This is a genomic window from Dongia sp. P2_B8 (genome assembly GCF_056404715.1).
On record NZ_JBFUDM010000009.1, the window covers coordinates 40261 to 53230 of the forward strand.

The 12970-nt window shown below is 60.8% G+C and carries 13 protein-coding genes; 8 read left to right on the top strand and 5 right to left on the bottom strand.

The annotated features are described in order from the left end of the window. Nucleotides 1-19 precede the first annotated feature (19 nt). Nucleotides 20-454 (top strand): large conductance mechanosensitive channel protein MscL, encoded by a 435-nt coding sequence (gene mscL / locus AC1DWZ_RS21315; protein ID WP_477170963.1) that lies wholly within the window; start codon nucleotides 20-22, stop codon nucleotides 452-454. A gap of 4 nt (nucleotides 455-458) precedes the next feature. Here mscL and AC1DWZ_RS21320 read toward each other — a convergent pair whose 3' ends face one another. From AC1DWZ_RS21320 to AC1DWZ_RS21335, 4 genes are all read right to left on the bottom strand, one after another. Continuing rightward, nucleotides 459-1625, bottom strand: a complete 1167-nt coding sequence (locus AC1DWZ_RS21320) for a hypothetical protein (protein WP_477170964.1) — start codon at nucleotides 1623-1625, stop codon at nucleotides 459-461. A 3-nt stretch (nucleotides 1626-1628) separates the two neighbouring features. Further along, nucleotides 1629-3122, bottom strand: a complete 1494-nt coding sequence (locus tag AC1DWZ_RS21325; RefSeq protein ID WP_477170965.1) for an MBOAT family O-acyltransferase — start codon at nucleotides 3120-3122, stop codon at nucleotides 1629-1631. Between the two features lie 60 nt (nucleotides 3123-3182). Then, nucleotides 3183-4370 (bottom strand): hypothetical protein, encoded by a 1188-nt coding sequence (locus AC1DWZ_RS21330; RefSeq protein ID WP_477170966.1) that lies wholly within the window; start codon nucleotides 4368-4370, stop codon nucleotides 3183-3185. Between the two features lie 293 nt (nucleotides 4371-4663). Beyond that, nucleotides 4664-5827, bottom strand: coding sequence for a hypothetical protein (locus AC1DWZ_RS21335; RefSeq protein ID WP_477170967.1), 1164 nt, complete (start codon nucleotides 5825-5827; stop codon nucleotides 4664-4666). Between the two features lie 147 nt (nucleotides 5828-5974). Here AC1DWZ_RS21335 and AC1DWZ_RS21340 point away from each other — a divergent pair, with 147 nt between their 5' ends. The 5 genes from AC1DWZ_RS21340 to AC1DWZ_RS21360 are packed head-to-tail and all read left to right on the top strand — an operon-like array spanning nucleotide 5975 to nucleotide 10461. Then, nucleotides 5975-6976 (top strand): 4-hydroxyproline epimerase, encoded by a 1002-nt coding sequence (locus tag AC1DWZ_RS21340; RefSeq protein WP_477170968.1) that lies wholly within the window; start codon nucleotides 5975-5977, stop codon nucleotides 6974-6976. Nucleotides 6977-7025: 49 nt separating this feature from the next. Continuing rightward, nucleotides 7026-7679: a uracil phosphoribosyltransferase gene (gene upp, locus AC1DWZ_RS21345; RefSeq protein ID WP_477170969.1), complete on the top strand. Its 654-nt coding sequence runs from the start codon at nucleotides 7026-7028 to the stop codon at nucleotides 7677-7679. 11 nt (nucleotides 7680-7690) lie between these two features. Next, nucleotides 7691-9172, top strand: coding sequence for a glycerol kinase GlpK (gene glpK, locus AC1DWZ_RS21350; RefSeq protein ID WP_477170970.1), 1482 nt, complete (start codon nucleotides 7691-7693; stop codon nucleotides 9170-9172). Further along, complete coding sequence (locus tag AC1DWZ_RS21355) at nucleotides 9169-9819, top strand: hypothetical protein (protein WP_477170971.1); 651 nt, start codon at nucleotides 9169-9171, stop codon at nucleotides 9817-9819. The genes glpK and AC1DWZ_RS21355 overlap by 4 nt, the downstream gene beginning before the upstream one ends. A gap of 3 nt (nucleotides 9820-9822) precedes the next feature. Continuing rightward, nucleotides 9823-10461 carry a hypothetical protein gene (locus tag AC1DWZ_RS21360; protein WP_477170972.1) on the top strand — a complete coding sequence of 213 codons (639 nt, stop codon included), beginning with the start codon at nucleotides 9823-9825 and terminating at the stop codon, nucleotides 10459-10461. Here the strand turns inward: AC1DWZ_RS21360 and trmFO are convergent. Continuing rightward, nucleotides 10448-11839 (bottom strand): methylenetetrahydrofolate--tRNA-(uracil(54)-C(5))-methyltransferase (FADH(2)-oxidizing) TrmFO, encoded by a 1392-nt coding sequence (trmFO, locus tag AC1DWZ_RS21365; protein ID WP_477170973.1) that lies wholly within the window; start codon nucleotides 11837-11839, stop codon nucleotides 10448-10450. The genes AC1DWZ_RS21360 and trmFO overlap by 14 nt on opposite strands. 172 nt (nucleotides 11840-12011) lie before the next feature. On the opposite strand from trmFO, the gene AC1DWZ_RS21370 reads away from it, so the two are divergent. Next, entirely contained in the window at nucleotides 12012-12401 is a 390-nt protein-coding gene (locus AC1DWZ_RS21370; RefSeq protein WP_477170974.1) for a RidA family protein, read from the top strand. Nucleotides 12402-12461: 60 nt separating this feature from the next. Next, nucleotides 12462-12722 (top strand): PilZ domain-containing protein, encoded by a 261-nt coding sequence (locus AC1DWZ_RS21375; protein ID WP_477170975.1) that lies wholly within the window; start codon nucleotides 12462-12464, stop codon nucleotides 12720-12722. The last annotated feature ends 248 nt before the right edge of the window (nucleotides 12723-12970 follow it).

Consider the following 12970-nt stretch of genomic DNA (forward strand, 5'->3'; position numbering starts at 1 on the left):
CTAACCTGCGGATGTCGAGATGACGAAGAAGGGGACAGCCATGCTCAAGGAATTCCGTGATTTTGCCGTGCGCGGCAATGTGGTGGATCTTGCAGTCGGTATCATCATCGGCGCGGCTTTCACCGGCATCGTCAATTCGCTGGTCAAGGACATTATCATGCCGCCCATCGGCTTCATCATGGGCGGGATCGATTTCAGCGATTTCTTCATCGCACTGAGCGCGACGCATTACGACACGTTGAAGGCGGCGCAGGATGCTGGTGTTGTCACCATCAATTACGGCCTGTTCTTCAACGCCTGCATCAATTTCCTGATCGTGGCGTTTGCGATCTTCCTGCTGGTCAAGCAGATCAATCGCTTCAAGAAAGCGGAAGAGGCGGCGCCAGCACCAGGCCCCTCGGAAAGCGAAAAGCTGCTGGCCGAGATCCGTGACCTGCTGAAGAGCGGCCGCTAGTCTCTTACTTCTGGCAGCCGAGCCCGTTGAAATCCGCTTCCGCGGCACGGCCATCACGCCGCACGGTGGCACGACCAACGTTCTCGGCAATGAGCCGTTGGATCATGGGGCGGTCCACGGCCTCAGTAAGGTGGCTGCTGGGATCCGCCGCGATGGCGTCGAGCACGCGCAGGTAAGTCACTTCACCGCCATGGATGCCGTCGACAAACTCGCATCCGTCGGTGCCGATACTGTGGGGATCATGAAGGTCGAAGGTCAGCGCCGGCAAGGTGCCAAGGCGGCGACGCACCTCATTGACGATGTTCGGCTCCGGTTGTGCTTGCAACCAGTCATAGATTGCCGGGGCCACCGGCGGCAACACCAGGATGGTCTCGACGTCATGCTCCTGCAGCCGTTTCACCAGCGCTTCCATCCGTTGCCAGTTCGGTTCTGAAATAGGATGCCAGGGCGCCCTGTCGTTGCGCTTTGATGTGCGCGCGATGTCGTCGAGCGTCTCCTTGAAGCCGACATCGCTGCCGGCCGACGGCTGCGTGAGGCTGATGCCATAATCATAGTGGCCGAACGGATCCCAGCCGGCATCCCGGAAGAGGGCAGGCACGCCGATATCGTGCGACAGGTCGCTTGGCGCGAACAGCAGCTTGCCAAAAGCGGACGGGCTTAGCGTGCCTTCCCACAGCCAGACGGCGGGCTGCGTCAGCTCATGCAGCGTTAGTGGGGTCAGGGGCGAGGCGTCTGCGGGATTGTCCGGCCGGCGGGTGGTACTGAACCACCACCAATCCAAGGTGATGATGATCTGTTTCGGGCGATAGATTTCGAGGATGGCATTGACGAAAATCTCGCCGGATTCCAGATCGCGCATGGTGCCGCCGGCATTGTACGCCGTCACCTTCCAAGGATCCTTCAGGAACTGCATGGCGCGCGACGACCCAAGCAGAACGACATCCGCCTTCGCGAGCTTGGCGCGCTCGATCTTGTACGGGCGAGGCCGGTAGAACAGGCCCGAGCTGTAACGGATGTCGGCGCTCTGCTGCATCTCGGCCGCAGTGATCGGGTCGATCGTCTCGCCGGCGCGCGCGAGGAGCAGATAGGAAAGGCCGAGCAATGCGCTGGCAACGAGCATTGGCAGCACGAAGATCAGCGCATAGCGGCGATAGCGGGCAGATTTTTTCACGGGTCAGAACTGGAAATAGAGGAATTCGGCTTGCCAGCCGAGGATGGCGACGGCGCCTGCTGTCGTCACCAGGCCGGCCACCAGGGCCCAGAGCGACACCGGCCGCCAGGCTAGATGCTGCTCCCAGCGGCCAAGGCGGCGTTTGGCCAAGGTAACCAGCTTCAGTGTGGGGGCGTAGCGATGGAAGATCTCGGTGCTGTTGGGAGCAAGCGTTGCAATCAGTCCGGCCAGCAGAATGATCGGCCAGCCATCGAGTGGCAGATCAGGCAGGTTTGGCGTTTTCAGGCCGAAACCTTCGGCGCCGAACAGCGAGCCCAGCACGCTGTGTGCAGTGGCGACGTCGGGTGCCTTGAAATAGACCCAGGCGATCATCACGACCAGCATGGTGATGATCCAGCCGACTGGGCGTGGCAGCGCGAAACCGCGACTCTTGGAAAATCCTGACCACAGGCGTTGCACCGCGAGGAAGATGCCATGCAGTGCGCCCCAGATGATGAAGGTCCAGCCCGCACCGTGCCACAGGCCGCCAAGCAGCATGGTGAGAAAGAGGTTCGCCATCTGGCGCGTGGGGCCATGCCGGTTGCCGCCGAGCGGGATGTAGAGATAGTCGCGCAGGAAGCGCGAGAGCGTCATGTGCCAGCGGCGCCAGAAATCAGCAATGTTGACGGCCTTGTAGGGTGAATGGAAATTGGCCGGGAAGCGGATGTTGAACATGCGCGCAAGGCCGATCGCCATGTCGGAATAGCCCGAGAAGTCGAAATAGAGCTGCAGGCTATAGGCAAGTGCCCCCATCCAGGCTTCGACCAGCGTGAGGTCGGTGCCACCGTGAGCTGCGGCAAAGGCCGGGTTGGCGATCTGCGCCAGCGTGTCGGCGATGACGGTCTTCTTGAAAAGTCCCAGGCCGAACAGCGACAGGCCGACCAGCAGGTTGATGGCCCGCGGCTTCAAGAAACCTGGACGCTTGATCTGCGGGATAGCCTCATTGTGATGGACGATGGGCCCGGCGATCAATTGCGGGAAGAAGGTCACGAACAGGCAAAAATCGATCAGGCGGTAGTGCTTGGCGGAGCGCCGATAGGCATCGACCAGATAGGCGATCTGCTGAAAGGTATGAAACGAAATGCCGAGCGGCAGAATGATCAGGCCAAGGCTGAGCTTGGCCCCTGTCGCATCGTTGATGATGCCAAGGAAAAAGTTGGCGTATTTGAAATAGCCAAGGACCACGAGAATGACCGCAATGGCGCCCGTCAGCACCAGGCGCCGCGTCGCATTGCTGAGGTCCGTGCGTTCCAGCTGCCGGCCGATGAGGAAGCTGAACACGACTTCGGCCAGGATCAGCAGGATGTAGATCGGGCTCCACCAGGCATAGAAGAACACTGATGCCAGGGCGAGAAACCCGATAGCCATATCGCGGGCGGCAAAGCGGCCTAACAGGAAGAACAGGGCCAGCGTCACCGGCAGGAAAGCGAACATGAACGGGAAAGAATTGAAGAGCATGCTGTTGCCTCAGAAAGGACGCTGATGAGGTATGGTTTCTGGCAGGGACGTCATGAAGCTTCAGCGCTCCTTGGCACAGCCAAGATCGAGAAAATCGACCTCTGGCGGGACATCACCGGGCCGCAATTCGCGAAGACGCGCGTGGTCGGCATTGGTGGCGATAAGACCGGTGACCATATCGCGGTCGATAGCGCGGGCCAGTTCCGTACCGCCGAAATTGCCGATGGCATCGAGGATGCGAAGGTAGGTCACTTCACCCCCATGGAAACCATCGACGAACTCACAATCGGAGGAACGCAGGAGCGATGCGTCGGTAAAATCGAACATGCGGACGCCAAGGGATGAAAGCTCGTCGAGCCACAGCGGCACCAGACGATTTTCCGGGTCCTGCTCCATCGCCAGCCGAACCGGGCCTGCCATAGGGGGGACCAGGAGAATAACCTCGATCGATTGGCCTTCCAGTTCTGCGATGAGGTCGCGCAGTACCTGCAATCCCTCCGCGGATGGGCCTATGTGAACGTTGAGCTTGCTCGATTTTTTTGCGCTCTGCAGGCGCTTCAGGGTCCGCTTGAATTGTCTGTCATCGCTCGCCATGCTGCCGTCGATGAGCGAGCCGTAATCGTAGCGACCGTAGACATCCCAACCACGGCCGCCGAACTTTGCAAAGGCGCCGATGCCGGCTGGCAGGTCGGCCAGCGGCCAGACCCCTTGCAAAAGGGACGAGATCTTGAGCCGGTCATCGGCCACCCATTGCAGCGGCATGGTCAATTGCGTGAGCGACATGTCGACGTCATCGCTCATGTCTCCGGTAGCGTCGATCTCGTCGTCCCGGTTTGGATTGAACCACCAGAAATCGAGACCGAGCAGGATAGATTTCGGCTTGTGGATCGCCACGGCAGCGCGGGCAAAGGCAGCGGCCTGATCCATGCTGTTGGCGGCCCCGCCGGCATTGACCACCGACGTCGTGAAGACTTCGCCGGCGAAAGGCATGACACGGGATGAGCCGAGCAGCAGGATATCCGGATTCTTGAGGCGATAGCGTTCCAGCTTGTAGGCGAAGGGGCGATAGACCAGGGCCGGGCCGTAAAGATCGCCACTCCGATCCTGCTGCTGCGCGGCTGTGACCGGCCCGATTGTTTCCTGTACACGCGCGAGAAAGAGGTAGAGGGCGGCGAGGACCAGGGCGGCAACGAGGATCGGCGCGAAGAAGATGGCCAGATAGCGGCCAGCTCTGGTGCGCGTGCCCACCGATGCAGCTCGCGGATGCTCAAGCACAGGGTTGGATGATGGGTCCAAAAGCATGCTGTCCTGGGTCATAGCTGCCAAAGAATCACTCGTGGGGAATCGGTCGGTTCAAGATTGCCAAGACTGGGGCCGGGGCCGGGTTATATCAATTGGCGAGCCTGCTGTCATGCCTTGCGGCCCCTTCGCCGCCCGCACTTCAAAAGGTTAACTATCTGGTCCGGTTTAGATTTTCTGTGCCGATGTGCATTCCAGCGGCAATCCGGTGCGGGGCCGCGGCATGAATTGCAGAGCGCATGTCAGTGTTCCTTGTTGCAGTCACTGTTGCGGAAGGGCGCCTCGGGCGGCGCGTCCGATGACAACAGTTCGACGAGGCGCGTATGGCCGGCATTGCTGGCAATCAAGCTTGCCACCAGATCGCGGTCGATGGACTGGCTGAGAATGGTGCCGCCGATTTCCGCAATCGCGTCCAAGGCGCGGATGTAGATCACTTCGCCGGCGGAGATGTCGTCGACAAATTCGCAATCGGAAGCGCCGAGCACGACAGCATCGTTGAAATCGAAAACCCCCTGTCCCAATGGACCGATGGCGTCGCGCCAGAGCGGCACCAGGCGATTCTCGGCATCCTTGGCCAGCACTGCACGGAGGGATGCGGCCATCGGCGGCACCATCAGGACGACTTCGATGGACTTTCTGTTGAGCTCGGCAATCAGATCGGTGAGCCGCTGCAGCGCTGCCGGCGAAGGCGCCCCGTGAACGTCGCGCAGGCCGGCTGGTTCACCGCCTGGCTCAGGGCCATCATAGCGTCCATAGGCATCCCACCCCTGGCCGTTCAGCATTGCAAGAGCACCAATGCCGCGCACTCTGCCATTCGCCGGAAGAAGGCCGTCAAACCAAGCGCCGGGCGAGACTTTGCCGGTCAGGAGCCATAGCGGCGGATCGATGAGATGTGCGGAGAAGTCCTGTGCGTCAACGACCGGCGGTGGCGCTGGTGGCGCATCAGAACTGAACCACCAGAAATCAAGGCCGATCAGGATCGACTTTGGTGGATGCACGGCTACGGCCGCTCGAATGAAGGTGGTGAGCTGGTCGAGTGAGCTTGCGGCACCGGCGGCGTTGTAAACCGTGGTTGCGAAGGCTTCACCAGGCAGAGCGGACAGCCGGCGCGAGCCAGTGACGAGGATGTCGGGCCGAGCGAGGCGGTAGCGTTCCAGTTTGTATGCGAAGGTACCGTCATCCGATGCCGGCCCATAGAGTCCACCCTGGGTTTCCTGAAGGCTGGCAGCCAGGGTCGGCGCCATCAATTCCTGGCTCCGCCAGAGAAGGATCGCGCTGGCACCGCAGAGGAGGCCGAAGAAGAGCAGGAGGGCGGCGATGAGAGCGAGCCAACGAACGGGCCGGCGGTCCCGCGGGGCATGCCGGAAGGATAGGCGGGATGACCTGATGACACGGTTTGGGGACATGGTTTCTTAGGTCATCTGTGCCAGATAATCACTCGCGGGAATCGGTCGGTTCAAGATTGCCAAGGCCGGGGCCGGGTTATATCAATTGGCGGGCCTGCTGTCATGCGCCGCAGCGTATCGCCCTTTGCTCCTCAGAAGGTTAACCCCATGGCCCGGTTTACGTTTTCCTGCATCGACGCGCACACCTGCGGCAATCCCGTCAGGGTTGTGTCCGGCGGCGGACCGCAATTGACCGGTGGCAGCATGAGCGAGCGGCGCCAGCATTTCCTCAAGGAATTCGACTGGATCCGCACCGGTCTGATGTTCGAACCGCGCGGCCACGACATGATGTCTGGCAGCATCCTCTATCCGCCGACCCGGCCGGATTGTGATGTTGCCATCCTGTTCATCGAGACTTCCGGCTGCCTGCCGATGTGCGGTCACGGCACCATTGGCACCGTGACGATCGCCGTGGAAAATGGCCTGGTGCGACCGAAGAAACCGGGCGCGCTGCGCCTCGACACGCCGGCAGGGCTGGTGGTCGCGACCTATGAACAGGTCGGCGAGTATGTCGAATCCGTGCGGCTCACCAATGTCCCGGGCTTTTTGCATTCGGAAGGGCTCGAGATCGACTGCCCGGAGATTGGCGTGATCAAGGTCGATGTCGCCTATGGCGGTAATTTCTACTGCATCGTCGAAGAACAGCCGGGCTATCGTGACATGGCGGATTTTACCGCCGGCCAGCTGATCGCGATGAGCCGCGAACTGCGCCGCCGCATGAACGAGCGCTACACGTTCCAGCATCCCGACAATCCGACCATCCAGGGCCTGTCGCATATTCTGTGGACCGGCAAGCCGACGGTCGCTGGCGCCGATGCCCGCAATGCGGTCTTCTATGGCGACAAGGCGATCGACCGCTCACCCTGTGGGACGGGAACATCGGCGCGCATGGCGCAACTGGCGGGCAAGGGCAAGCTCAAGGTCGGCGATAGCTTCGTCCATGAGAGCATCATCGGGTCGCTGTTCAAGGGGCGCGTCGAGGCGGCCGCTGCTGTCGGCAACAAGCCCGCGATCGTGCCTTCGATCGAAGGCTGGGCGCGGGTCACCGGCTACAACACCATCTTCATCGATGACCGTGACCCCTACAAGCACGGCTTTCAAGTCATCTGACGCGTCACCAAGAAACAACAAACCCGGTTACGGGAACAGGGAGCGGCCCATGGTCAAGACATTCAAGGAATTCCCGACGCTCAATGTGCTGGATCATCCCCTGATCCAGCACAAGCTCTCGATGATGCGTGACAAGTCGACGCCCACCACCTTGTTCCGGCAGCTGCTCAAGGAGATCGCGCTGCTGATGGGCTACGAGATCACCCGCAACCTGCCGATGACCACGCAGGAGATTGAAACACCGCTCACCAAGATGGATGCGCCAGTGATCATGGGCAAGAAGATCGCTGTGGTGCCGATCCTGCGCGCTGGCCTCGGCATGGCCGATGGCCTGATGGAACTCGTGCCGGCTGCACGCATGGGGCATATCGGCCTTTACCGCGACCACGATACCAAGCGGCCGGTCGAATATTTCGTGAAGCTGCCCGAGCCCGAGGGGCGCATCTTCATCCTGGTCGATCCGATGCTGGCGACCGGTCATTCCGCCGCGGGCGCCATCGACATGCTCAACAAGAGAGGGATCGCGGATGATCAGATCCGCATGATGTCGCTGGTGGCGGCCCCAGAAGGTGTGCGTGTGGTCAGTGCGGCGCACCCGACGGTGCCCATCTACGTGGCGGCGCTGGATTCCCATCTCAATGAGCTCGCCTATATCGTTCCCGGTCTCGGCGACGCCGGCGACCGTCTCTTCGGCACGAAATAAGGGCGCGCAACATGGCCAAGCCAGATCTCATCCTTGCCATTGACCAGGGCACCACCAGCACGCGTGCCATCGCCTTCACCTTGAATGGTGAACCGCAGGCCACGACGCAGCAGGAATTGCCGCAGATCTATCCGGCCGATGGCTGGGTCGAGCATGACCCCGAGGAAATCTGGCGTGCGACGGTCGCGGTCAGCAAGGGCGTCATTGAGAAGGTTGGCGCCGAGCGCATTGCTGCGATCGGCATTACCAACCAGCGCGAAACCACGGTGGTGTGGAACCGCAAAACCGGCAAGCCGGTGCACAATGCGATCGTCTGGCAGGACCGCCGCGGCGCCCCCCTATGCAAGCAGCTGATTGCCGACGGGTGGGAAGCAAAGATCCAGGCCAAGACAGGCCTCCTCATCGATAGCTATTTTTCGGCCACCAAGATTGCCTGGATTCTGGAAAATGTCGCGGGCGCCCGCGCGGCGGCCGAGAAGGGCGAGCTGGCCTTCGGTACCATCGACACCTTCCTGCTATGGCGCCTCACCGGTGGCAAGGCACATGCAACCGACGTTACCAATGCCTCGCGCACGATGCTCTGCGACATTCACGAGCTGGCTTGGGACGATGAATTGCTGTCGCTGTTCAAGATTCCACGTTCGATGCTGCCCGAGATTCGCGAGAACGCCGCCAATTTCGGCACGACCGATCCGCGAGATCTGGGCGTCGCGCTGCCGGTGGCCGGCATGGCTGGCGACCAGCAGGCAGCGCTCATCGGCCAGGCTTGCTTCAAGCCCGGCATGATCAAGAGCACCTATGGCACCGGCTGCTTTGCCTTGATGAACACAGGCACGAAGGCGGTGCTGTCGAAGAATCGCCTGTTGACTACCGTGGGCTACAAACTGAAGGGCGAGACAGCCTATGCCTCTGAGGGGAGCATCTTCATTGCCGGCGCCGCGGTGCAATGGCTGCGCGACGGGTTGAAGCTCATCCATCAGGCTGGCGAAACGGAAGCGCTGGCGCGCTCGGTGCGTGGCACCGGCGGTGTCTATCTGGTGCCAGCCTTTACTGGCCTGGGTGCTCCATACTGGGACCCGATGGCACGCGGCGCGCTGCTGGGGTTGACGCGCGATACCGGCATTGCAGAGATCGTGCGCGCGGCGCTGGAGGCTGTCTGCTATCAGACGCGGGATCTGATGAGTGCCATGATTGCCGATACCGGCACCGACGTGCAGTCCCTCCGCGTCGATGGTGGCATGGTGCGCAACGATTGGGTCATGCAGTTCCTGGCCGATCTGCTGCATGTGCCGATCGGCCGGCCGGTCGTGGTCGAGACGACAGCGCTGGGGGCAGCGATTGCCGCTGGGCTCGGCGTTGGTATCATTCCGGATCTCAAGACGGCCGCCGCCAATTGGCAGCAGGAGCGCGAGTTCAGACCGGAAATGGCTGAGGCCGATCGCGAGCGGTTATACGCGGGTTGGAAAACCGCGATCGGACGGATCAGGTCATGATGCCGTCGTTGCGGCGGTGCGCACTGGGCATTGTCGTCGCCCTGGCGTTGGCCGCCTGCGCACCCGCACCCCAAACGTCCACGCCCAAGGTGGCGCTCGCCAGCAAGGAAGATCTGTGGCGGATGAGTGGCACGAAGGATGCGATCGCCGGCCTGCATCAAGGCTTGTCCGATGCCTGCCGTGTGACGCTGAATGTACCTGACGATTTGCTCAAGCTGTCGCAAACCGACGCAACCTGTGTGCGGACGAAGCTTGTCTCGGCTTTCGATGCGACCGAAGGTGGCAGCTATTGTGCTCGAAATCGGAACCTGAAGCAGTTCGTCAGCTGCATCCTGGAAGGCCAGTTCATCGGCCGCGTGCTCGACAACAGCGGTTCACCACGCTTGGCACCGGAAATTCAATGGGGGGATGCCGACGAAGCCGGGCAGCAAGCCAACAAGATTCTCAGCGACAAGATCAAGGCGACATGTGTCTCGCCGAGCGACACCCAGCGCAAGGAATGTGCGGAGGCCGAGATGCTGCACTATTTCGGGATCGACGCCGCGGCGATCGATTTTTGTCCGACCAGGGAACAACGCGACGCCTGCGTTTACTGGGCGGCCTTCGCCCGTTCAGTGCGCGCCAAGGCCGACCGGATCGGTGCCTGAACCATGAGGCTGATCCAGTGCTGCTTTTTTGCCCTGGGATTGGCGGCTTGTAGCACGCCAACGAAGAACCTTTCGACTACTCCTGACAATACCGCCGCAGTTCAGCAAGCCCAGGCGGACATGAGGCTTGCTGCACAAGACGTACGGCGCCGATTGGTTGATGCGTGCACGGTGCGTGATCCAGCCAAGCTCAATGGTTCGAGCCAGTTGAATCCAATTGAAACCGATCTCCGGTCATGTTTTCGCGACAAACTGACCTCGGCCTTCGCGAATTCCGATGGCACGAAGCATTGCGCCGGTAAAGCGGATCTTGGTGACTACGTCACGTGTCTTACTTTCGGCGATTGGCTCAACACATTGCGACACAATGCGGGAAGTCCGAAATCGCTATCGACGGACGAGTGGCGGGACCCCCAAAAAGCCGTTGATAACACCGTGAACGAAGTCGGCGCTCAAACTCTTGTTCAATGTGCCGGAAAAACGGCGCAGCAATTCGAGGCGTGCCAACTCGACATCCTGGTGAACTCGCTGGGCGTGTCGGCCAATGATGTGGTGATTTGCAAAGGGCAGAAAGAGCTAGAGTGCCTTGCGACAAGAGGGGTAGCTCAGTATCTGCGCGACAAGTCGCTCATGATCTGGTGAGCCCTGAAGCGGTTATCTGCAACCATTCGCCAAGATTGCCGAGCGCCCGCTGGCTCAAGCGCGGCTTGCGGCCGGATTTCCATTCGCGTAATTGCGCCTTGGTAAGGCCTTCGGGTGCGTCGATTTCCGGGAACAGGCCGAAATTGACGTTCATCGGCTGGAAGGTCTTGGCATCTGCCTGGCCGGTGATATGGCCGATGAGGGCGCCCAGCGCGGTCGTGAGCGGCGGTGCGGCCAAGGACTGGCCCAATCGCTCGGCAGCGGCGAAGCGGCCGGCCAGCAGGCCGATCGCAGCACTTTCCACATAACCCTCGACGCCGGTGATCTGGCCGGCAAAGCGCAGGCGCGGCTGCGCCTTCAGGCGCAAGGCCTGGTCCAGCAGCTTGGGGCTGTTGATGAAGGTGTTGCGGTGGAGACCGCCCAGCCGCGCGAACTCAGCATTCTCCAGGCCGGGAATGGTGCGGAAGACGCGTACCTGTTCGGCATATTTCAATTTCGTCTGGAAACCGACCATGTTGTAGAGCGTGCCCAGCGCATTGTCCTGGCGCAGTTGCACCACGGCGTAGGGGCGACGCTGCTCACGGGGATCGAACAGGCCGATTGGTTTCATCGGGCCGAAACGCAAGGTGTTGGCGCCGCGTGCTGCCATGATCTCAATGGGCAGGCAGCCTTCGAAATAGGGCGTGCCTTCCCATTCCTTGAATTCAGTCTTCTCGCCAACGAGCAGCGCTTCAACGAAGGCCAGATATTGCGGCTTGTCGAGCGGGCAGTTGATGTAGTCGGCACCATCGCCTTCCGGTCCTACCTTGTCGTAGCGTGATTGGAACCAGGCCTTGTCGAGATCGATGCTGTCCTTGTGCACGATGGGCGCGATAGCATCGAAGAAACTCAAAGACGCTTCGCCGGTGAGCGACAGGATCGCCTCGGCCAGGGCAGGCGAGGTGAGCGGGCCGGTTGCCACGATGACGGAATCCCAATCCATAGGCGGCAAGCCGCCAATCTCGCCGCGCGTGAAGGTCACAAGCGGATGCGTGGTCAGTGCCGCGGTGACGCGTTCAGCAAAGCCGTCGCGATCGACCGCCAAGGCGCCGCCGGCTGGCAGCTTGCTGGCATCGGCGGATTTTAGGATCAGCGAGCCGGCGCGGCGCATTTCCTCGTGCAGCAGACCCACCGCGTTGTTCTCGGCGTCATCCGAGCGGAACGAGTTGGAGCAGACCAGTTCGGCGCAACGGTCGGTCTGGTGGGCGTCGGTGGCGCGTTCGGGCCGCATCTCATGGAGGACCACCGGCACACCGGCCGAGACCAATTGCCAGGCAGCTTCAGAACCGGCCAGGCCGGCACCGATGATATGAACGGGTTTCAGTGTGTTTTCAGTCATGGCGGGGTCATAGCGCCCATGGCGGGACGGAGCAAGGAAAAGCCGAGTATTCCCTCTCCCTCCAGGAGGAGGGTAGGGTGGGGGGCAAGGGCGACGGCTTGCGGTGAACGAGACTGGCGCCCCCCTCCCAATCTCCCCTGAAGCCGGGAGGCATGAAATGAAGGAGATAATCATGCTTAATTTCCTCAATCCACCCTCGGCGCCACCACCATTCAGCCGTTATTCGCAGATGGTCTCGGCGCCCGCCAACTTCCGCTGGCTCCATGTCAGTGGCCAGGTCGGCTGCGACCGCCAGCATAAGACCGCTGAAGGTTTCGAGGCGCAGGCGGAACTGGCCTGGGGCAATTTGATTGCTTGTCTCGAGGCCGATGGCATGAATGTCCATGACCTGGTGAAGGTCAATGTCATCCTGACCAGGGCCAGTGATGTGCCGGCATCGCGAACCGTGCGTGATCGGCTGCTGGCAGGTGCGCAGCCGGCCTCGACGTTGATCGTCGTCTCTTCACTGGCCAAGCCGGAATGGTTGATTGAAGTCGAAGCTATTGCAGCCAGGGCTGCGTAGTCCGCCCCACCAGGTGGTGGTTCAATTTACCGGGGATATTAGGTCCCAGGGGGCACGGTCATGGCCGAGAGCGGTGCCGACAAGCGACGCCACCCGCGCCGCAAGATGCTCAAGGGAGCCAAGGCCGTCTTCAACGACGGCAGCAGCCTTTATGACTGTCAGGTACGCGATTGGTCGGAATCCGGCGCCAAGCTGGTCTTCCACGAGCTGACGCCGCTGCCCAAGCACTTCATCCTGCGCCTGCTCGATGGCAGCGAAATGACCTGCGAGGTGGTGCGGGCCGATGGTGTCGTGATCGGCGTCCGATTTGCTGGAAAATAAGCTCAGGAATGCCCTGATTCCAGATCACGATGCGAGGTGCTGCCGGGAGATATGACCCAGCCCACTGCAGTAATAGGTTGTAAAATTATCAAGTAATAAAATTATGAATTCATAACATCGCAAGGTGAATTCTATAATCAATTATCAAATCATAGGAATAATGGCTTGTTTTTTGGATTTGCACTGGATTTATAGGAGCAAAATCTCCTTTGGCTCTGTATTTCTTGAAACTCTTCTTACGGGAGGAG